General features: G+C 37.4%; 18 protein-coding genes, 1 tRNA gene and 1 other annotated feature. Of the genes, 15 read left to right on the forward strand and 4 right to left on the reverse strand.

The features are described from left to right. The first annotated feature begins 31 nt into the window (after positions 1-31). The 6 genes from rny (at position 32) to SOS22_RS06870 (ending at position 7,787) form a co-directional block, all read left to right on the forward strand. The gene (rny, locus tag SOS22_RS06845; protein ID WP_320326451.1) at positions 32-1,588 is read left to right on the forward strand and encodes a ribonuclease Y; all 1,557 of its coding nucleotides are present in this window, start codon (positions 32-34) and stop codon (positions 1,586-1,588) included. A 101-nt stretch (positions 1,589-1,689) separates the two neighbouring features. After that, positions 1,690-1,863 carry a 4Fe-4S binding protein gene (locus SOS22_RS06850; RefSeq protein ID WP_128519966.1) on the forward strand — a complete coding sequence of 58 codons (174 nt, stop codon included), beginning with the start codon at positions 1,690-1,692 and terminating at the stop codon, positions 1,861-1,863. 73 nt (positions 1,864-1,936) lie between these two features. Further along, positions 1,937-3,388 carry a tRNA (N6-isopentenyl adenosine(37)-C2)-methylthiotransferase MiaB gene (gene miaB, locus SOS22_RS06855; protein WP_320326450.1) on the forward strand — a complete coding sequence of 484 codons (1,452 nt, stop codon included), beginning with the start codon at positions 1,937-1,939 and terminating at the stop codon, positions 3,386-3,388. A gap of 17 nt (positions 3,389-3,405) precedes the next feature. Then, complete coding sequence (locus SOS22_RS06860) at positions 3,406-5,097, forward strand: ribonuclease J (RefSeq protein ID WP_320326449.1); 1,692 nt, start codon at positions 3,406-3,408, stop codon at positions 5,095-5,097. Between the two features lie 13 nt (positions 5,098-5,110). Next, positions 5,111-7,363, forward strand: coding sequence for an FtsK/SpoIIIE family DNA translocase (locus SOS22_RS06865; RefSeq protein ID WP_320596749.1), 2,253 nt, complete (start codon positions 5,111-5,113; stop codon positions 7,361-7,363). Positions 7,364-7,382: 19 nt separating this feature from the next. After that, the gene (locus tag SOS22_RS06870; RefSeq protein ID WP_320326447.1) at positions 7,383-7,787 is read left to right on the forward strand and encodes a RidA family protein; all 405 of its coding nucleotides are present in this window, start codon (positions 7,383-7,385) and stop codon (positions 7,785-7,787) included. On the opposite strand, the gene SOS22_RS06875 is transcribed toward SOS22_RS06870, so the two are convergent. Then, entirely contained in the window at positions 7,784-8,185 is a 402-nt protein-coding gene (locus SOS22_RS06875; protein WP_320326446.1) for a competence protein ComK, read from the reverse strand. The genes SOS22_RS06870 and SOS22_RS06875 overlap by 4 nt on opposite strands. A 67-nt stretch (positions 8,186-8,252) precedes the next feature. Then, entirely contained in the window at positions 8,253-8,816 is a 564-nt protein-coding gene (locus SOS22_RS06880) for a TIGR01440 family protein (protein WP_320596750.1), read from the reverse strand. 114 nt (positions 8,817-8,930) lie between these two features. On the opposite strand from SOS22_RS06880, the gene SOS22_RS06885 reads away from it, so the two are divergent. From SOS22_RS06885 to SOS22_RS06895, 3 genes are all read left to right on the forward strand, one after another. Beyond that, on the forward strand, positions 8,931-9,629 hold the full coding sequence (locus SOS22_RS06885) for a TIGR00266 family protein (protein ID WP_320596751.1): 699 nt from the start codon (positions 8,931-8,933) through the stop codon (positions 9,627-9,629). A gap of 161 nt (positions 9,630-9,790) precedes the next feature. Then, the gene (locus tag SOS22_RS06890) at positions 9,791-10,504 is read left to right on the forward strand and encodes a nucleoside/nucleotide kinase family protein (RefSeq protein WP_320596752.1); all 714 of its coding nucleotides are present in this window, start codon (positions 9,791-9,793) and stop codon (positions 10,502-10,504) included. A gap of 141 nt (positions 10,505-10,645) precedes the next feature. Further along, complete coding sequence (locus tag SOS22_RS06895; protein ID WP_320596753.1) at positions 10,646-12,433, forward strand: hypothetical protein; 1,788 nt, start codon at positions 10,646-10,648, stop codon at positions 12,431-12,433. A 174-nt stretch (positions 12,434-12,607) separates the two neighbouring features. On the opposite strand, the gene SOS22_RS06900 is transcribed toward SOS22_RS06895, so the two are convergent. Next, positions 12,608-12,681, reverse strand: a tRNA-Trp gene (locus SOS22_RS06900). A gap of 164 nt (positions 12,682-12,845) precedes the next feature. On the opposite strand from SOS22_RS06900, the gene SOS22_RS06905 reads away from it, so the two are divergent. The 3 genes from SOS22_RS06905 to SOS22_RS06915 all read left to right on the forward strand — a co-directional run bounded on the left by SOS22_RS06905 (position 12,846) and on the right by SOS22_RS06915 (position 16,334). Continuing rightward, the gene (locus SOS22_RS06905; protein WP_320326441.1) at positions 12,846-14,621 is read left to right on the forward strand and encodes a Na/Pi cotransporter family protein; all 1,776 of its coding nucleotides are present in this window, start codon (positions 12,846-12,848) and stop codon (positions 14,619-14,621) included. 62 nt (positions 14,622-14,683) lie between these two features. Then, positions 14,684-15,964 (forward strand): adenylosuccinate synthase, encoded by a 1,281-nt coding sequence (locus SOS22_RS06910; protein WP_320326440.1) that lies wholly within the window; start codon positions 14,684-14,686, stop codon positions 15,962-15,964. Between the two features lie 154 nt (positions 15,965-16,118). Next, complete coding sequence (locus SOS22_RS06915; protein ID WP_320326439.1) at positions 16,119-16,334, forward strand: helix-turn-helix domain-containing protein; 216 nt, start codon at positions 16,119-16,121, stop codon at positions 16,332-16,334. Between the two features lie 21 nt (positions 16,335-16,355). Here the strand turns inward: SOS22_RS06915 and SOS22_RS06920 are convergent, their stop codons facing one another. Beyond that, on the reverse strand, positions 16,356-17,093 hold the full coding sequence (locus SOS22_RS06920) for an RNA methyltransferase (protein WP_320596754.1): 738 nt from the start codon (positions 17,091-17,093) through the stop codon (positions 16,356-16,358). A 56-nt stretch (positions 17,094-17,149) separates the two neighbouring features. Beyond that, positions 17,150-17,350: a binding site (T-box leader), on the forward strand. A 33-nt stretch (positions 17,351-17,383) separates the two neighbouring features. On the opposite strand from SOS22_RS06920, the gene pheS reads away from it, so the two are divergent. The 3 genes from pheS to SOS22_RS06935 are packed head-to-tail and all read left to right on the forward strand — an operon-like array spanning position 17,384 to position 21,604. Further along, positions 17,384-18,418 (forward strand): phenylalanine--tRNA ligase subunit alpha, encoded by a 1,035-nt coding sequence (pheS, locus tag SOS22_RS06925; protein ID WP_320596755.1) that lies wholly within the window; start codon positions 17,384-17,386, stop codon positions 18,416-18,418. 19 nt (positions 18,419-18,437) lie between these two features. After that, a complete protein-coding gene (gene pheT / locus SOS22_RS06930; protein WP_320596756.1) occupies positions 18,438-20,840 on the forward strand; it encodes a phenylalanine--tRNA ligase subunit beta in 2,403 nt (800 codons plus the stop codon). 53 nt (positions 20,841-20,893) lie between these two features. Next, complete coding sequence (locus SOS22_RS06935) at positions 20,894-21,604, forward strand: AAC(3) family N-acetyltransferase (protein WP_320596757.1); 711 nt, start codon at positions 20,894-20,896, stop codon at positions 21,602-21,604. The last annotated feature ends 207 nt before the right edge of the window (positions 21,605-21,811 follow it).

Consider the following 21,811-nt stretch of genomic DNA (forward strand, 5'->3'; position numbering starts at 1 on the left):
TATGTTTGGCTTAGATTCAAGGAGGAATAGTATGAGTAATATAGCTATTATCTCTTTATCTGGGATAGCAGGACTTGTGATTGGAATTATCGCGATGGTGATTTATTCCAAAGCAGGTTTGAATAAGAATCAGCAAAATGCCGAAAGAATCTTAAAAGATGCCGAAAATGAGGCACAATCTCGTATTAAACAGGCGGTTTTAGATGGAAAAACGCAAGCACATGATTTGCGTGTGGAAGCTGAAAAGGAAATCAAAGAGCGAAAACAAGAAAACACGGATTTTGAGAACAAATTGATTCGTCGAGAAGACAGTTTGAATTTCCGTGATGAAGCGTTGTCGCAAAAAGAACGCCAGGTTAATGACAAGATGCAGAAAGTAACTGATAAACTGTCATCACTAGATCAAAAAGAGAAAACATTACAAGAACAAATTGATAAACAAATTGATGTCCTAGAGGGCGTGGCTAAAATGTCTAGTCAAGATGCCAAGAAGGAATTGTTCGCAAAAGTTGAAAAGAAGATGCAGCACGAAACCATTGCGTACATCAAGGATAAGGAAGATGAAGCAAAAGAAACGGCGAATCGAAAAGCCCAGGAAATTATTGCTTTAGCTATCGAACGTATGTCACAAAACGAAACGCAGGAGCGTACGGTCAGTGTTGTTTCCATTCCTAGCGAAGAAATGAAAGGCCGTATCATTGGTCGTGAAGGTCGAAATATTCGTGCATTTGAAAAAATGACCGGTGTCGAATTGAATATTGATGATACCCCAGATGTGATCACCATTACATGTTTTAATCCAGTTCGCCGTGAAATTGCACGTCTAGCCTTAGAACATTTGATTCGAGATGGTCGGATCCAGCCTGGACGAATTGAAGATGTTGTAAAAAAATATCAAAAAGAAGTGGATCAGGAAATTTTAAAAGCTGGAGAAGAAGCGGTTTATAAGCTTGGAATTGGTCGTATTGATCGCGAAATTGTAAAGCAGTTGGGTGTGTTGAAATATCGATATTCTTATGGTCAAAATGCTTTACAGCATTCTATGGAAGTTGCTTATTTAGCTGGCAGCATGGCAGCTGAATTAGGCTTAAATCAACACATTGCGAAACGGGCTGGTTTGCTTCATGATATTGGTAAAGCATTGAATGTGGAAGAGCATGATGGATCACATGTGGAATTGGGATATAAGTTCTGTAAGAAGCATGGTGAAAAAGATATTGTATTGAATGCGATTCAATCACATCATGGGGATGTGGAACCTAAATATTTAACCAGTCATTTGGTCATTGCTGCGGATACCATCAGTGCCGCTCGTCCAGGAGCACGAAAAGAAAGTGCGCAAGCCTATATTGAACGTTTAGAGAATCTAGAAAAAATCGCAAAAGAACATGAAGGTGTGAAGGCGGCGTATGCGATCCAAGCGGGTCGAGAAATTCGTGTTATGGTCAATCCAGAAGATGTCGATGATTTGACATGTATTAAATTAGCACGTGATATCAAGGATCAGATTGAAGATGAATTGACATATCCAGGACAGATCAAAGTAAATATTATTCGTGAAGTTCGCGCACAAGAAATCGCTAAATAAAATTAACTAATTTAATTAGTTGCATATTACCGTTTTAACTTGAATCCTTTTCTATTTGTTCTATACTGTTTCTAGAGGAAATTTTAAAGGAGGACATAATTATGGCTGTAACTATTGATAAGGATACTTGCATCGGTTGTGGTGCTTGCGTGGGAGGATGCCCAGTTGGAGCACTTTCAATGGATGATGAAGGAAAATCTCAATGTGATGCAGGTACTTGCATCGATTGTGGTTCTTGTGTAGGAACTTGCCCAGTTAGCGCAATTACTCAATAAGAATTCTCGTATCCATTAGGAGTCAGGCCACAAAGCTTGACTCCTTCTTTTTTTTGCAAGAAAGGAAAGACATATGAAAATTAAATCAGATTGGATCTTACCCGATTTAAAAGCAGCACAAAAACGAACAAAAAACGCTGTACCTTATATTAATCATTTTGAATTAGAAGACTATGTACGATATATCGGCAAAGGGAAAAAGTATTATATTTCTACCTTTGGTTGCCAAGCGAATCAACGTGATAGTGAAACATTAGCTGGTATTCTGGATGCGATGAATTTTGAGCCAAGTGAAAAGCCAGAACAAGCCGATGTTGTATTGATCAATACGTGTGCCGTACGTCAAAATGCCGAAGAAAAAGTTCTTGGTGAAATTGGTAATTTAAAACGTGTATATCGAGAAAATAAAGATCTTGTGATTGGCGTTTGTGGATGCATGGCACAAGAAGAAAAACTAGTCCATACCATCATTGATAAATATCCACAAGTTCGGTTGATGTTTGGAACCCACAACATCCAGGATTTGCCAAATATGCTTTATAAAGTGATTTATCAGCATGAGCGCCTGATCCAGGTCTATTCCAAAGAAGGAGAGGTATATGAAAATTTACCTGTTCATCGTTTTGGGAATGACAAGGCATGGGTCAATATCATGTATGGATGTGATAAGTTCTGTACGTATTGTATTGTCCCTTACACACGGGGAAAAGAACGCTCACGGACAATGGAAGAAATTCTAAAAGAAGTCAATGAACTGAAGAAAGATGGATATAAGGAAATTACATTGTTGGGACAAAATGTCAATGCCTATGGAAAAGACTTGGCTACCAATTATGATTTTGCGACTTTGCTTGCAAAAGTAGCCGAAACCGAAATTCCCCGTATTCGTTTTATGACCAGTCATCCTTGGGATTTTTCCGATGCTATGATTGATGTGATTGCAAAATATGACAACATTATGCCTTTTGTCCATTTACCGATGCAATCCGGTGATTCGGATGTATTGAAGAAGATGGGACGACGCTATACAGCTGAATCCTATAAGACGTTATTTGATAAAATTCAAGATCGTATCCCTGGTGTAGCCATTAGCACAGACATTATTGTTGGGTTCCCCAATGAAACAGATGAGCAATTTCAACATACATTAGACATGGTCAATTATTGTAAATTTGATAATTGTTTTACCTTTATTTACTCACCAAGAGAAGGAACACCAGCTGCGAAAATGGAGGATACCGTCCCATCTGAAGTGAAATCCAAACGATTGGCTATCTTGAATCAGACATGGAATAAATATGCATTAGAAAAAAATAAACAATATGAAGGAAAAGTTGTACAAGTATTAGTGGATGGTCCAAGTAAAAAAGATCCTTCTACTTTTACAGGTTATTCACCGGAAAATAAGATCATCAATTTTACGGGTGAAAACATCAAAGCTGGTGATTTTGTGGATGTTTATATTGAAAGAGCAAAAACCTTCTCTATGGATGGAAAAGCATTGTGCTATAATAAAAACAAATAAGTAAGTAAGGAGGGTTTATGCCTACTCATAAGCCAAATGCAAAGAAAGAAACGATTCGGATCTTCATGCTTGGTGGACAAGATGAAGATGGAAAAAATATGATGTGTGTTGAAATTGATGGCGATATCTATGTCATTGAAGCTGGCATCAAATTTCCGGATCCAAAAGAATCATTAGGAATCGAATTTGTGATTCAAGATATTTCCTATTTAGTGGAACACAAAGATCGAGTGGTTGGTGTATTTATCACTCATGGGCACGATGATGTGGTCAGTGCTTTACCATATTTGTTGGCTGAAGTTCCTTCACATGTCTATACTTGTCCTTTAGCTGCTCGACAAATTCAAAAAAAGAATCGCCAGATGAAAGTGAAGGGCTCGCATATTCATACGGTCAAACGCCATGATACGCGTAAAATTGGCGGAAGAAAAGTCGTCTTTTTCCCTATCACACATGCCTATCCAGGTACTTTTGGTGTTGCCATTCTAACTGAACAGGGATATATCGTTTATTCAGGTGAATTTATTGAAGATTACGATGATCTCAGCAATAATTATCGTGGAAGTTTGTCTGCTTTGTCTAAATTAGGAACAGAAGGTGTATTTGTGCTCCTTCAAGAAAGTAAAGGTGCAGATCGTCCGGGTCATACATCACCAAATCATCGATTGACGCCTTATTTTTCACAAATATTGGAGCAAAATGACCATCGTCGTGTATTTGTGAGTGTTTACCTACAAAGTATTTATCGGATGCAAGAAGTGATCCAGACTTGTATCAAATATCGACGCAAGATGATGTTCTTTACAGAAGAGCAACAAGAAATGATGCAAAATTTAAAGGCTATTGGTTATGAAGTGCCAGAAGAATTGATCATTGATAAAAAACATTTCACGAATGATCTAAAAGATATTGTCGTTATTATTGCTCAACAAGGTCCCATCCTATTTCGAACCATCAATAATATTGTCAACAATGAAGTGAAACCTTTTGAATTTCATGAAGATGATATTCTCTGTATCGCCAGTCCCATCGTGCCTGGTGCAGAACGAGTCTTTAGCTCCATGGAGAATGATCTTTATAAAGAAGGCGGTGAAATGGAAGTGTTGACCAGTCACATGGTCTCTATGCATCCTTCAATCGAAGATCTTAAGATGATGTTGTTTTTATTGCGACCAAAATACTATATTCCAGTCAAAGGGCAATATCGTTTATTGTATGCTAATGCACAACTTGCGATGGATATGGGATATAATCCAAACAATATCTTAATTTTAGATAATGGTCAGGTTGCTCAATTTGAAAATGGTCGATTGGTTTCTTGTCGGATGGAAATGGAACTGCAAGAAACACCAATTGATGGGAATAAAGATTGGGATATGGCCGGTGTCGTATTAAAAGATCGAGAAATTTTATCCACCGATGGTGTGATCATCTTAGCTGTTGGTATTGATGCGAAAACCAAAAAGATCATCAACGGTCCAGATGTACAGACCCGTGGTTTGATCTATTTACGAGATGCCGAATATATCACAAAAGATGTCGCAAAAATCATGGAAGATACCATTGCATCGGATGTTGAAAAGAAAAAATATGATAATATGGAAACCCGAAATCATATTCGTGATAAAGTGACAAAATATCTCTTAAAGCAAACAAAGAAACGTCCTATGATCCTTCCTGTCATCATGGAGATCAATAGTAAAAAATAAAGGTGGTGATTCGATGGCCAATGCCAAACGAAAAAAAAGAACAAGAAAAAAGACCACGAAAAAGAATCAATCAACAAAGAAGACACAATCGAATGCACTTCGAATGTGTCTTCTACTTTTCATTGCGACCATGGCCATTTTGGCGACGATCCAAGTGGGTATCGTTGGTGCATTCCTATACCATTTGGTTGCTCTTTTTGTGGGTATTTTTACCATACCCGTTTTGATTCTTCTTATCGCTGTTTGTTTATTGCAACTCATTCGTTTTTCTTTTGAACGAATCAAGCCAAGATACTGGATCGCAACTGGTTTATTCTTGATGGCTGGCCTCTTATTTGTGTCCATTCAAGAGTTTGCCGAATTGGGTCGCAACGATTGGTTTGGCCTTCAATTTATATTTGGCCATTTCATTTCTATTCTAGCTGGAGAAGTTATGACGCAAGGTGGATTGATTGGTACGCTGTTGTTTGGTCTATTAGGTTCGATGTTTGATGTTGTTGGTTCTTATATATTTGCAATCTTGTTTTTATTGATGAGCATTTTATTGTTTAGCTATGATTCTCTCGCTAACCTTGTGAATGAACCAAAAAAAGAGAAGAAACCAAAAAAGAAAAGAAAGCCAATTATTGACCAGACATGGAATGATGAAGAGATGGATGAAGATGAACCCGAATCCCTGTTTATTGATGCGGATTCAAAAAAAGAAGTATCAAAATCAGTATCCATTCCTGAACCTATCGATTCAGCCGATGTCAAACCTATGATCGAAACACAACCCGTTGAACAACCAAGGACAACCTTTCAATTTGGCGAAGATCTATATAAAGACTATAAACTTCCTTCTCTAAATGTTCTGAATCCCATCGAAAAGAAATCCAAAAATAATATCAATGCATCGACTGCAAAAGAACAAGGAAAAAAATTGATTGAAATCTTGAATGAATTTGGTGTTGGTGCTGAATTGGTACAGATCCATATTGGTCCAAGTGTGACCAAGTTTGAAATCAAACCCGAACTAGGGGTACGTGTGAATAAGATCTCAAATCTACAATATGATATTAAAATGGGATTAGCAGCTACAGATATTCGCGTAGAAGCTCCTATTCCAGGAAAAAATGCAGTGGGTATTGAAATCCCGAATGTAGAGAAGACCAGTGTACAAATGAAGGATTTGATGCGTGGGATCCCAACAAAATATGCAGATAAAAAATTATTGTTTTGTTTGGGAAAAGATTTGATGGGAACCAATGTCTATGGACAATTAAACCGTATGCCTCATTTATTGATTGCTGGCGCTACCGGATCCGGTAAATCGGTTTGTGTAAATTCTATTATTTGTTCATTGTTGATGCGAACTCGTCCCGATGAAGTAAAATTGGTTTTGATTGATCCAAAAAAAGTTGAATTCACCCCTTATCAAGATGTTCCTCACTTATTAGCGCCGGTGATCACAGACGGGGACATGGCCAATAAAGCATTAAAAGTAATCGTGAATATGATGGATCATCGTTACGATGTATTTGGACAAACAGGAGTTCGAAATATTGCTGCTTATAATAAAATGGTAGCCGCTCATCCGGAAGAACACTTGCAACCGATGCCAAGTATCGTGGTGATCATTGATGAGTTGGCGGATTTAATGTTAGTAGCGGCGAAAGAAGTGGAAGCAAGTATTCAACGAATTACGCAATTGGCTCGTGCTGCGGGTATTCATTTGGTGGTAGCCACGCAAAGACCTAGTGTAGATGTTATTACGGGAGTCATCAAAGCAAATATTCCAAGTCGTATTGCGTTTGCAGTGTCACAAGCTGTCGATTCTCGAACCATTATTGATCAAGTCGGAGCGGAACGATTGTTAGGCTATGGCGACATGTTATATAAACCTAATGGAGAAACAACCTGTCATCGAATACAAGGTGTCTTTATTACGGATGAAGAAGTGAATCGTATTGCTGAATACGTAAAATCACAAGGACGTCCTCAATATGATGATGCCTTTATTCAGCTCAAAGATCTTGCTTCACAAGGAGGACAAGTACAAGCTGTTTCATCGGATCCTATGTACGAAGATGTAAAAAAATTTGTGATCCAATCCAATCGAGCAAGTACATCGTTGATTCAACGACGCTTTTCAGTGGGATACTCCCGTGCTGCCCGATTGATGGATTCTTTAGAAAAAGAAGGAATCATTGGTCCAGCAAATGGAAGCAAGCCACGAAAGATTTTAGTGCATAATACTTTGGAAGATGAATCAGAATCCGTATAATGATCGTGGAGGATTTCTTATGAATGTATTTCTACATGGAAAAAATATACAAGATGAATGTATTTCAAATATCGTGAGCTTGGGCGACTTTGTTTTTGTGAGTGGACAAACTGGCCAAGGACAGACAATTGAGCAGCAAGCACGAACCGCTTGTGAAAAACTGGATGGACAACTATCTTTGATGCATTTGGAAATGCGCCACATTGTAAAGACAACCATTTACTTGAAACATTTAGAAGATCGTGAGGTTTTCTTGCAAGTTTATAAACAATTTTTTGAGGCACCTTATCCAGCTTGTACGATCATTGGCGTGGACCATCTTCAAGAAGATGCATTAGTACAAATTGAGGCATTTGCCTTGAATACATTGCGCTATGAGAAATCCATGAAAGATTCGCATTGTTCAGATTGTGGCGGATGCTAAAAATGTAAAGCATATTGTTGTGAATAGAAGTAGGTTTTCTCGATTTGTTTGGGATTCTTACATTGTAATTGTGTATGATCTAAAAAGTGGATCGTACACTTTTTTTCTTGATATTCAATATGGGAAATGGCATACATATTGACATATGTATCTTCCATATGTTCGACCGTAGAAACGGGGAAATACAGTAAATGCGGACTGACAAGGATCGGAACACGACGAAAACGAGACATATTGTATTTATAAGCCTCGATTCGCCCTTTCAGGGTGGAGCCATTTTCCAAACAAATACGATCCAGATATTTTTTGATATTTTTGTCTGTTTCATAGGTCGTTTGATCTTCTTTAACAAGACAAACACGGCTGGTCATATAATCATAGTAAATAAAATTTGGCATAAAAAAATCACCTCGATTGATAGCTTATCAATACAAAGTGAATTTTTTGTTTAGATGCGAAAATTTTCTACATTAATCTTTCATCATAGATGGCCCGCGCACCACCAACATATTTAGGCCGACGTCGTGCACAAGTCAGACGAGCTTGTCCAATGGTATCTATGGAAATTCGTAAAGGAACGACAACCGGATGAATGTGCATACCAATGAGGGTACTACCAATATCGATTCCTGCATCGGCTTGGGCATGAATGTCTTCGACAACAACAGCCTCTTTCATTTCTTTATATGCAACAGTCCCTAAAGCACCACCAGCATGATTGGGTTGAGGAATTGCATTGACTTGTTCTAAATTATATTTTTTCATGACGGCTTGATCAACAACAAGCGCACGATTTAAATGTTCACAACATTGAACGGCCAGATCGATTTTTCTTGGCTCTAATACCTGAATGATTCCTTCATAAACCACTTTTGCTACATCCACACTTGTGTGTGTGCCAATCATTTCACCTAATACTTCAGAAGAAGAACAACCAACGACAAAAAGTTGCCCTTCGTGTAAATGAGCGGCATCACAAACTTCTTTAACAGCTTGTTCGACTTGTTTTTGTATTATATTTAGATTCATTAAATATCCTCCTGTTTTTATATTATAATCGCTTCTATAAAAAAGAAAAAGAAGAATGCGGATGAAAGCATTTACATGATATAATAATTTAGAAGACAGGCAGTGGAGGAAAATATGAAATATCAAATTCAAGGTGATTCGGATTGTCCGTTGGTTCATATCCATTTGGATCGAGATGAGGTAATAAAAATTGAACGAGGGGCCATGGCCTATCTTTCAAATGTTGAATTAAGTGGTAAGATGAATTCCAAAAAGAAGGGTGTTGGCGGTTTGATCAGCGCCATGGGACGTAGCTTGACCAGTGGCGAAAGTTTATTTATGACACACGCGAAAGGACTAAGCGATGATGCTTGTATTGGCGTTGCACCTTCGACGCCTGGAAAAATACAATGTTTAACAGTTGATCAGAACCATCAATATTGTTTAAATACAGGTGCTTTTCTTTGTTGTGATGATAGCGTTTCCTATGTGATGAAAAAACAATCGGTTGGTAAGGCTTTATTAGGTGGCACTGGAGGATTTTTCATCATGGAAACCGAAGGATACGGCGATGTCATGGTCAATGCATTTGGTGATCTTTTGGTTTTAGATGTCACTTTCGATTGTCCGCTAACGATTGATAATGAACATGTCGTAGCTTGGGATACTTCTTTAGAATATGCAATTCGTATTGCAAGTGGTGCGTTTGGATTCACTACCGGTGAAGGCTTGGTCAATGAATTTCATGGCAAGGGCAAAGTCTTGATCCAAACGCGAAATATTCATAACTTAGCACAAGCTATTCAACCATTTATTCAAACTTCTTCTAATTAATGTACATGGGTATATCTATTGTTGATATGCCCTTTTATTATGTTTTTCTAAACAAGGTCATTGTGACACGAATAATTTGAAAAAATCATGGATGGTTATTTATGGAAAGGAAATTCGATTTGTGATATTTTTTAGTAAAACACAATGATGGAGGAACAAAATTGACGATCATACAGTTTGATTGGATGGTCAATGGATTACCGGTTCATGCTCAATATGATCAAAACGATATTGAAACAATTTGGAAACCTTGGATTCAAAGTTTAGAATCAAGATCAGGGAAAACGATAGTTTTTTTAGCAGCTCCTCCAGGAGCTGGTAAATCCACTTTAATGTTCTTATTTGAACACTTATCAAGTCATATCCAAGGTTTAGGAATGGATGGTTTTCATTATCCTAATCATTATTTAGAAACACACACGACCAAACGAAATGGAAAATCTCTTTTATTACGATCCATTAAAGGTGGACCAGAAACTTTTGATGTCGATGCTTTGTTTGAAAAAATTAAACAAATGAAAACACAAGACGTACTATGGCCAATTTATGATCGTCAGGTTCATGATGTGATCAATGACCAGATTCATGTGACCAAAGATATCATCATTATTGAGGGAAATTATTTGTTGCTGGATCAAAAGCCTTGGAATAAATTATATTCCTTATGTGATACAAGCATGTTACTGCAAGAAGATGCCAATATTTTGAAGCAAAGATTGATTCAAAGAAAAATCCAAGGAGGATTGGGAAAAGCAGAAGCTATAAAATTTTATGAAAAGAGTGATAAATACAATATAGAAGTGGTTTCTCATCATTCTTTTCGGGCTGACATGAATTTGTATATAGAAAATGGACGATTCTACCGTATGGGTTAAATACTTATACGGTTTTTTTTGTCTTTTTAAAAAAGCTCACGTAAATGAATATAGAGGAGGAAGAAAATGAAACGAAATAAGGTGCGGACCTCTACTTACTTTCAAAGAAGCGAAAAGTAAGATAGAAAGAGAGAAAAAGAAATGTATACACAACAAAATTGGGAAATTCGAAAATCAAATGTAGAAGCTTGTACAAGAATGCTGGCCATTGCTGGTGCTTTTGCTGCAATTGGGCTAGGAACCAATGTCATGGTACATGCAGATGAAGTTAATCAGGCACCGGTTCCATTAGAAGAAAATTTAGATCTAGAAAGCAATACTACGATAGAGACAACTGAAAAACAAGATACCAAGATTCCAGCCTCTGTCGATCATGTTACCCAAGATCAGGCTGTATCCACGATAGACGATGCGCAGGATACACTGGCCAAAGATGTAGAAGTTGCCAAAAAGAGTGATGTCATCATTCATCAAAAAGATACAGAGAAGGTAACCATCAATGATCAAAATGCGACAAAAAAGACAAACGAAATGTTGAAGGAATTGAATGATGCAGCTCTTAGCGTAAAGGAAGCAAAAGAAGCTATGGATATTATCCATGCTGATCAAAAAGCTTTACAAGAGTCAACCGAACAAATGGATACGATACGTCATGATGCGTTAAAGTTGATTGAAGAAAACAAAGGTAAAGCAAACAATCTACAGGCGAAGATCGTACTTTTGAATCTACCTGACAAAGACTATACACCGGAATATGTAAGTTTAGAAGGATTGACCGGCCAGGCTTTGCGAGATGCCATTCATCAAAATCAATTGGCCTATTCAGCAGCTGTTTCACAAGCAATCGCAAATCAAGATAAATTGGCAGCAAGCTTACGACAACAGTTGGAGACGTATCGTCAAGCATTAGCCGACTATGAATCGGGTGAATCCGCAAAGAAAAGTGGAGTTCAATGGACAGATAACACAACAGTCGTGGCCAAGACCGCTCAAAAGATGACAGGAAATGAAAATGTTGTTGATTTTGCGAGTGGATCATTAAAAGATGCAGCGCGATATGCGATTCAATCCAATGCTTTGAATCAAAATACAGATGCTGAATTCAATAACATTTTCAAGATCAATGGCAGTGGTTCCGTAATGGTTCGCAATACATCCAATGGCGATGTTCAATTAACGTTTAGTAATATTCAAGCACCAAACAATACTGGAACGTATGTTGCGATATGGGGCAAAAATAATGGTGCCATTGCTTGGGGCGTGTTTGCAACCTATTCGGGAACAGGAAGCAGTGGTAATACTGGAGAAGGTGGAAATACAAGTGGAGGATGGTCTGGATCGGGCCGTATCTTAGACTTTGTGCGTTCTTATGATTTTAAAGTAGAAACAACTGGTGAAGTTGCAACCTTTACTTTTAATGACATAGATAATGATCAGTTAGTTTCCAATCTAGGTGGTATGGAAAGTGCAAAAAATATAGAAGCAGGAAAAAATGTCAAACATACGAATGCTGGTTATTCTGCGGGTAGTGGAGATGTATCACAATCTTCAGGGAATATCTTAGATTCAAATAGTGTTCGTTGGAGTTGGAATCAATCTGCAAAGCGATCCTTTGTGGGAAGTCATTCCACATCGGGAAATAATTCATCCATAGTAGCTGGTATTTTTGGTGAAGATTCCATGATTGCGATGCAACCGGAAGAAATCAAATTGGCTTTTGAAAAGGGTGTTGTAACACCGCCAGAAATAGAAGTATCCGTTCCAAAATATGAGGTGGAAACAACGATTACATCTGAGCAACCGCCCGTTTCGAAAATATCTCAGAAACAGAGAAGTGTAGATACTGGTGTTGAGATGAATCTATTTATGAGCGAAATGATGACAGCTTTGGCTGCTTTGGGAGGCGTTATCATAAAGAAACGTATTTAACAAATTTTTAAAAGACGATTTTTATTCAAAGATCGATTGAGGGCGGCATTCATCCGCTCTTTTTTGAATTCATTTCCATAATAAAATATGTCCAATTCAACACGATGAAGTACATTGTATAAAAAAACCAGAAATACTTTACATAAAGCATTTCTGGACAAGATGACCATAAAATGGCAGGGGTAGCAGGAGTTGAACCCACATCAACGGTTTTGGAGACCGCTGTTCTACCATTGAACTATACCCCTAAGTGCTTGTTTATTTTATCATAGATTAGAAATGAGTGCAAATAGAAACTGCTTATTTTATTGTATCTTGATTTTTTTATTCGGGATCTGCGAAAGTATGCTATTCTTAATATAAAGTAAATATAAAATCAATGTAAAATCGAATTAAATTACAGGAGATATGTATGGAAAATGTAACTATGATTTTAAGCCTTTTGTGTGGCGTGGCCTTATTTCTCTATGGCATGAGTGAGATGGGAGATGGCCTAAAAAAAGTTGCTGGTAATCAATTGGAGTTGATTTTATATCATTTGACCAATTCTCCATGGAAAGGCTTTTTATTAGGAACGGCCGTTACTTGTGTGATTCAATCTTCATCGGCGACTACAGTTATGGTTGTCGGATTTGTGAATTCAGGAATGATGAAAGTGTCACAAGCCATTGGTGTCATCTTGGGGGCAAATATCGGTACTGCCATTACCGGTTGGGTTGTTTGCTTATCTTATATTGATGCAGGAAATGGCATTGCAGCATTGATATCAAGTGCAACAATTGCTGCTGTGGCTGCGATTGTTGGCATTCTTTTGCATATGTTCGCAAAACGCGAAACCCTCGTCCATTTAGGAACCATCCTGTTAGGATTTGCTGTTCTAATGACAGGTATGTCGATGATGTCAAGCGCTGTTACACCACTAAAAACCAATCCGGTTTTTATCTCTATGATGACTTCATTAACCAATCCGATACTTGGTATTTTATTTGGCATAGCCTTTGCTGCACTCCTACAAAGTGTATCCGCATCGGTTGGTGTTTTACAAGCTCTAAGTGTAACTGGTGCCATTTCCTTTCAAGCAGCATTCCCCATGATTTTAGGAATGGGAATAGGGGCTTCCACTCCTATCTTATTAGCTGCGATTGGTGCCAATCGAAACGGCCATCGGACATCATTGGTATATTTGCTCGTTTGTACAATTGGTATGCTCTTGGGATGCCTCTATTATCCTGTGGATGCATTTATGCATTTTGAAATGTATACGGCCATCATGAATCCATTTTCAATTGCTGCACTCAATACGATATATCGAATGGTTGTCATGACGATGATGTTACCATTTGTGAAAGGAATTGAATATTTGATTTATAAAATAATTCCAATTACAGATGAGGAAAAAGAAAGTCGTGCCAATTTTGATTTATTGGAAGAACGGTTTTTATCCAATCCAGACGTTGCTTATGAACAAAGCATGATCGTGATGGCGGACATGGCCAATGATACGCGAAAAAATGTGAATCGTTCGTTTTCATTAATGCATCATTATGATGAACATAATTATACACGTACGGTAGAACTGGAATCCTCTTTGAATAAATATGAAGATAAACTAGGAAATTATCTCGTCAAGCTCATGTCTGCTGGTGTGAATTTAGAACAAAGCAAAATGATCAACAAATCATTACAAGCAATCAGTGATTTTGAGAAAATTTCGGATTATGCTTTAGATTTTGCACAAGTTGTTCGTCATTTGCACAATACGAAAAGAACTTTTTCTTTACAAGCAATGGATGAAGTTACGGTGATCATGGAAGCTACAAAAGAAATTGTTACAATTACTGTGGATGGTTTTTTGGAAAATGATGATGAATCTATGAAGAAAGTATTTCCTCTACGAGAATTGATCACATTGGATTGTAACGAAGCCAAAAAGCAGCATGTATTGCGAATCAAGAGTGGTGAATGCGACCAATCCAAAGGGTATGAATTATATGATTTATTAAATTGTATGTTGCGAATGAGTGAGCATTGTGCCTCTTTGGCTTTGGATGTGATCAAAGAAGCAGAGCAAGATTTTAATGTTCATCGATTTTTACATAAATATATAGAACAAAACAAAGATGGATATCGTGACATGATCCATCATTATGAAGAAAAGTATTCTTTTGAATTGGAAAGTAAATCTTGATTTGGTTGACAGAACTTATTTATACCGTATACTTTAATTTGTCAGAAAAAGGAGGCTATTCTATGAAGAGCCAAGTCGTAGTAGGTACCCAATGGGGAGATGAAGGAAAGGGAAAAATCGTCGATGTATTAGCTGAAAAAGCAGATATGATCGTTCGTTTCCAAGGCGGTGATAATGCCGGTCATACAGTTGTAGTCAATGGCAAAAAGCATGTTTTGCATTTATTACCTAGTGGTGTTTTGCATGAAGATGCAATCTGTATTATTGGGCCAGGCGTCGTTTGTAACCCTTTTGTATTATTAGAAGAAATGAAAACATTAGAAGCATCTGGTTTGTCAACGGATCATATAATCATTAGTGATCGTGCCCAGATGTTAATGCCTTATCATAAATATCAAGACAAATTAGAAGAAGAAGCCAGTGGTAATCGAATTGGTACGACACAACGTGGAATTGGTCCTTGTTATGCAGATAAATACGCACGTACAGGAATTCGCTTTCATGAATTTATCAATTTTGAAACTTTTAAAGCCCGCCTAAAAGAATGTTTGACCTTTAAAAATAAGCTCTTTACAAAAATTTACGGAGCAGAGCCTTTGGATTATGATGAGATGGTTGCCTCTTTTGAAAAAATCCATGATTTGATCGTACCAAGAATTAAAGAAACAACACATATGGTCAATGAAGCTATCGATGCAAACAAGCGTGTGCTATTTGAAGGTGCTCAAGCAGCCATGTTGGATATTAATTATGGAACCTACCCATTTGTTACTTCTTCAAGCCCAACAGCTGGTGGGGTAACAACAGGTGCTGGTGTGGCTCCAAGTAAAATTAAAACCGTTGTTGGTGTTGTTAAAGCGTACTCGACACGTGTAGGAGAAGGGCCATTTGTGACCGAATTGTTAGACGAACAAGGCGAATGGATTCGTCAGCACGGTTTTGAATTTGGTGCTACAACAGGAAGACCTAGACGTTGTGGCTGGTTGGACTTATTAGTTGTCAAACATGCGCATATGATGAATGGTTTAACCGATATTGTGATCACAAAAATTGATGTATTGACCGGACTGGATATCATAAAAGCTTGTGTTGGTTATGAAATCGATGGCAAAGTTTATGAGTATATCCCAAGTGATCAAGCGGATGTTGCGAAAGCAAAACCAGTATATAAAGAATTTAAAGGTTGGACCGAAGATATATCTAAAATGAGTAGCTACGATGAATTGCCACAAGCAGCCAAAGATTATCTTTCTTTCATTGAGTCATTTGTCGGTGTGCGGATTTCGATGGTATCGGTTGGTCCCGATCGTGTCAATAATATTTATATTCATGAAATCGACTAGGGAAGCCTAATCGATTTTTTTTGCAACATCTTTCCATTTATTACATTAAATTATACAATTATGCCACTATCCTGAATTTTATGAAAAGGAATGCTAAAATAGTTATAGGAAGAGAATGATGTTGTGCATCAGATAATAAATGAGGGTGGTCAGTATGAAACTCAAACGATTAAGGGATCTGAGAGAAGACCACGATTTAACGCAAGCAGATATCGCTAAACTGATCCATGTCAGTGCGCGAACTTATGCACGTTATGAAAGTGGGGAGCGCTCTATCCCATTAGAACAACTCATTCGTTTGGCAGATTATTATGATCTAAGCGTGGATTATATTTTAGGTCGAACCAATAAAAAACCAATTAATAAATAAGGCACTTTTTCGTAAAGTGCCTTATTTATTGTATCGCATTTCATAACAAAGAATAGCAGCTGCAACAGCTACATTCAAACTTTCAAATTGGTCCATCTCGATATGGACCCATTGATCACAAAGATCTAAAATTGCTTCATGTATGCCATGGCCTTCATGTCCTAAGACGATTCCAAATGTTTTGGGAACGGTAATGTCTTGTAAGCTTTGCGAATTTTTGTGGAGCGCCGAACCAAATATTTGCATGTTTTGTTTCTGTAATTTTTGAATGGTATCCACAAGATCTACATAAGCAAAATCCAGATGAAACAAAGAACCTTGTGTGGATTGAATGGTTTTAGGGTTATAGACATCTGCACAATGTTTGGAAAGAAATATCTTATCATATCCAAAACTATAGGCAGTCCGAAATATGGTCCCCACATTACCTGGATCTTGTACATCATCTAATAAAAGAACACGTTTCACATCTTTTTCAGTATTGATTTTTTTGTGGCAAACCCCAATATATTTCGCATCGGATTTTTGTTGACTTAACCGATTGATAACGGGCTGCGTACAAATGATTTGCGGAAAGTCGATGCTTAGAGAAGAACCTTCGACAACATACAATTCATCCAGGACTTGGGCGCGTAAAGCTTCCTGGATCATGTGACTTCCTTCAATCAAGAAACAGCCCGTTTGATCTCTTTCTTTCTTTTTCAGTAATTTTGCTCGTTCTTTGATTCGTTTGTTTTGTGTTGAAGTAATGATCTGCATAAAATAATTCTAGCATTTTATTGAAACGTTGTTTAAAATTTTGTATAATTTTATACGTTAAAACGATGAAAAGGAGTAGTAATTGTCTCTACCATGGAAGAGAGTCAAGACCTTGGCTGGAAGTTTTGATCATGAGTCGGCAATGAATTCACCTTGGAGTAGAAGTTAAAACCTTCTCCGTTTCATACGGTTATCATGGCAATTAAGTGCGCAAAAGACGAAACAGGATGGTACCGCGAATCAAATTCGTTCCTGTAACGTCTTTTTTTTATTTTAGAAAGGAACATAAGATGATGAATTTTGATGACTTGCATCAAGAAGCGAAGAAGAAAATACTTGATGCGAAAGATTTAAAAGATCTCAATGATCTACGTGTGTATTATTTAGGAAAAAAAGGTCCTGTTCAAGCCTTGATGAAAAACATGAAAGATCTTCCAAAAGCAGAAAAACCGGCTTTTGGAAAAAAAGTCAATGAACTGAAGCAAGATTTGAATCAACGAATTGAAGCCAAACGTGATGAATTGACCATCTTGGAAATGAATCACAAAATTGAAAAAGAAAAAATTGATATCACTTTACCAGGTCGTCGTACACGATCTGCCAATCTTCATCCATTAACGTTAGTAACTGAACAATTAGAAGATTTATTCATTGGTTTAGGGTATCAAGTCATCGAAGGAGCAGATATCACAGATGATGAATATTGTTTTGAACGAGCGAATATCCCAAAGGATCATCCAGCCCGAGCTATGCAAGATTCTCTGTATATTGATGAAAATTACTTATTGCGTACGCACACAACGGCTATACAAATGGCGGTTTTAGAACAAAATGCACCGAATCTACCCATTAAAGTCGTATGTCCAGGAAAAGTATATCGTCGCGATGATGATGATGCGACGCATTCACATCAATTCATGCAAATGGAAGGGTTGGTCGTTGGTAAGCACGTTACCTTGTCCGACTTAAAAGGAACATTGGAATTTTTGGCAAAAAAGATGTTTGGCCAAGATCGTCAGATACGGTTTCGTCCAAGTTATTTCCCATTTACAGAGCCAAGTGTAGAAGTTGATGTTAGCTGCCATATTTGTAATGGAAAAGGATGTCCAACATGCAAAGGAACTGGATGGATCGAAATCTTAGGTGCTGGCGAAGTACATCCAAACGTGTTGAAAATGGCCGGTTATGATCCTAATGAATGTTCAGGCTTTGCTTTTGGTGTAGGAATTGAACGAATTGCCATGTTAAAATATGGCATTGATGATATTCGTCATTTCTATACGAATGATCAACGTTTTAGTGACTTGTTTGATCGTTTTGAATAAGATGGGGAGGATATAAGATATGTTAATAAGTAGAAAATGGTTAGAACAGTACATGGATATATCCGACCTTTCTATGGAAGAAATTGCGGATAAAGTAACAAGTGCAGGTTTTGAAGTGGAAGCTATGTATCCCATGAGCCAAGGAACAAACCTTGTCATTGGAGAGGTTTTAACTTGTCAGCCACATCCGGACAGTGACCATTTACATTGCACTACAGTAAATGTAGGCGAAGAAGTTCTGGATATTGTTTGTGGAGCACCCAATGTAGCAGCTGGACAAAAAGTTATTGTTGCTCGTGTTGGCGCACAATTACCAGATGGAGAAATTAAAGCCGGAATCATTCGTGGACAAAAAAGCAACGGTATGATTTGTTCCTTAACTGAATTAGGCGTAGATAAACATAGTTTGAGTGAAGAACAAATCCATGGAATCGAAGTTTTACCATCGGATGCACCGGTTGGAAATACCAATCCACTCAAATATTTAGGTTTGGATGATGTGATCTTAGATATTGGGTTGACACCAAATCGAAACGATTGCCAAGCAGCTTTTAATATGGCTTTGGAAGTAGGTGCCATATTGGATCGCCCTGTTCAACTCCCTGAATTTGATCACGTTGCCGATCAGGGAATGGCTACACAATTAAAAATTGATAGTTTAACACCAAAATGTCCTTCTTTTTTAGGGAAAGTCATTGGTTCCATCACCATTAAAGAAAGTCCACAATGGATGAAAAACTTATTGCGTGCGAGTGGTGTACACAGCATCAATAATGTGGTTGATATTTCTAATATTGTCATGTTGGAAACGGGGCAGCCTATGCACTTTTACAATAAGGAAGCCATTCATGATCAAGAAATTACCGTTGCTGATGGCTTTGATGAAGAGTATACCGCATTGGATGGCATTACCTATCATTTACAACCAGAAGACATCGTAATCACCAATCAAGGGAAGCCCATTGGTATTGCCGGTATCATGGGTGGAGATGATTCCAAAATTGAAGAGGATACCAAAGGATTAATCATCGAATGTGCACAGTTTGATCATGTTTCGATACGAAACACTGCACGTCGATTAAATTTAAATACGGAAGCTTCGATTCGTTATCAAAAAGGTATTGAACCATTGGCTAGTCAGAAGGCACTGGATCGAGCGGTACAATTATTGATTGAATACGCGGATGCAACCGAAATTGAAGAAACTGTTATATTTGGGAACAATGGTTATGAGCCCAAAACATTGACTTGTACATTGAATCAAATCAATAATCGATTAGGCACAGATTTTACGGACGATGAGGTTTTTGATGTTTTCCGTCGATTACATTTTGATCCCAAAAAAGAAAACGATGTATTTGTTTGTGCTATTCCAAGTTCACGTACCGATATGGAAGGTATGGCAGATTTAAGCGAAGAGATCATTCGTATTTTAGGATATGATCGTTTACCTAGTACCTTGCCAATGATGGAAATGACCGAGGGAAAATTGAATCCAAAACAACAATTGGTTCGTTATGTACGTACCATGATGACACAACGAGGTCTGCAAGAAGCAATCACCTATACTTTGATTTCAACTGAAAAGAAAGATAATGCCATTTTGCCAGTTGGTGCAGCAACCGAATTAGCATTACCAATTAGTGAAGAACGACATTGGATCCGTACAAGCATTCTACCTAGTTTATTAGATGTTGTGGCTTATAATAAGGCACATTCAATCCCAAATATCAATGTCTTTGAGTTAAGTGATGTAGAAAATATCGATACGTACAAGAAACACTTAGCATTTATTTTATCGGGAAACTTACAAGAAACGCGATGGGATTCTTTTTCCATTCCAGCTGATTTTTATACTGCGAAGGGACTGGTAGAAGAATTACTCGATCATGTGGGAGTGTCCAATCAACGAATTCAATATAAAGAAAATCATACGGATATGACGCATTTTCATCCATATCGTTCTTGCGAAGTTTGGATCGATAAAGAAATGATTGGATATATTGGTCAAATTCATCCACAATATGGCAAAGATACAAAATGCGATGATGTTGTTATGGCTGAATTGGATCTAGACGCTATCATAAACGTAAAAAAATCGAAAATTAAATTTACACCAATAAGTAAATATCAAAGCGTTACACGCGATGTAGCTTGTGTGATCGAGCGAAAGATTCCAGTTGGTGACATTGTGACAGCAATTCAAAGAAATGGCCGATTACATAAAGAAAATATCATTCAAAATGTAGAAGTTTTTGATGTATATCAAGGTGCACCAATGCCAAAGAATTTGAAATCGGTGGCTTTCTCGATCTTATTCCAGTCGAACAAAGAAACATTGAAAGATGAAGATATCAATACATTATTTGATAAGATCCTCGATATGTTAGAAAAAGATTTTGGCGCACAATTAAGAAAATAACCAATGGGCACGTATGATTTCAATACGTGCCTTTTCTATGTTAAGATATTTGCATGCAAACAAAGAAAGACATGATCAAAATTTATCAAAAAATGGGTATTCAAGAGGGGTCCATCGTTTGTTTACAAGCAAATACAGATGCAATGGACTCTATTTTAGGAAAAGGACAAACATGTATCGAAGCTCTGATGCATGTCGTGACCGATTCCGGATGTATTTTTGTTCCAACTTTTGATGATTCATGCTTAGATCCTAGCTGTTTGGATGGGTTGAATTATGATCAATGGAAAGAAATGCGTAAAGACCAGCCGGGCTATCGAAGTCGTTTAACGGGTTGTGATGCGTTTGGCATCCAATTTTTACGCAATCCCAAAGTACGACGTTCTAAGCATCCTGTTTATAGCTTTGCATTTTGGGGAACGTATGAACCAGTAGTATTAGAAACAAAACCGGACTTTCCGATTTGTTTAGATCCAGCATTTTGGTCTATACAAAATAAGCATGTGATGAATATTCTCATAGGTTATGATGAAATGAAAAGTGTATTGCCCTATACGATTGCGAAAAAGAAGCATATGGGAACTTGGATCGTACAAAGAGCCAAAGTAGGTATGAGCAATCCTCCAACATTTGAAACATTTATGAACCTTTCGCTTGAAAAGGAAGAACAAACAAAATGTTTGAAAGCTTGTGTCATTCAACATTATACTTTTGATGAAATATCTTATCTTTGTTTACAAGTTGATGATACGTTATTGAAATAGTTTACGATATTCAATATCTATTTTTGTAAAAGGAACAGTTTGTAAAAGGTGTTTATAAGAAAAAAAACAATTTTTTTAAAAAAATACTTGTCAAAAGGTAAGAAATATGATTAAATTAAAAAGCGCTTGAGAGAGCGACGATCTTTGAAAACTGAACAGGAAACCAAGAAACACGTCAATTTCGAGAAAGAAACAAACGATGTCAGG

This window comes from Absicoccus sp., assembly GCF_034090965.1.
GTDB classification, from domain to species: Bacteria; Bacillota_I; Bacilli_A; order Erysipelotrichales; family Erysipelotrichaceae; genus Absicoccus; species Absicoccus intestinalis.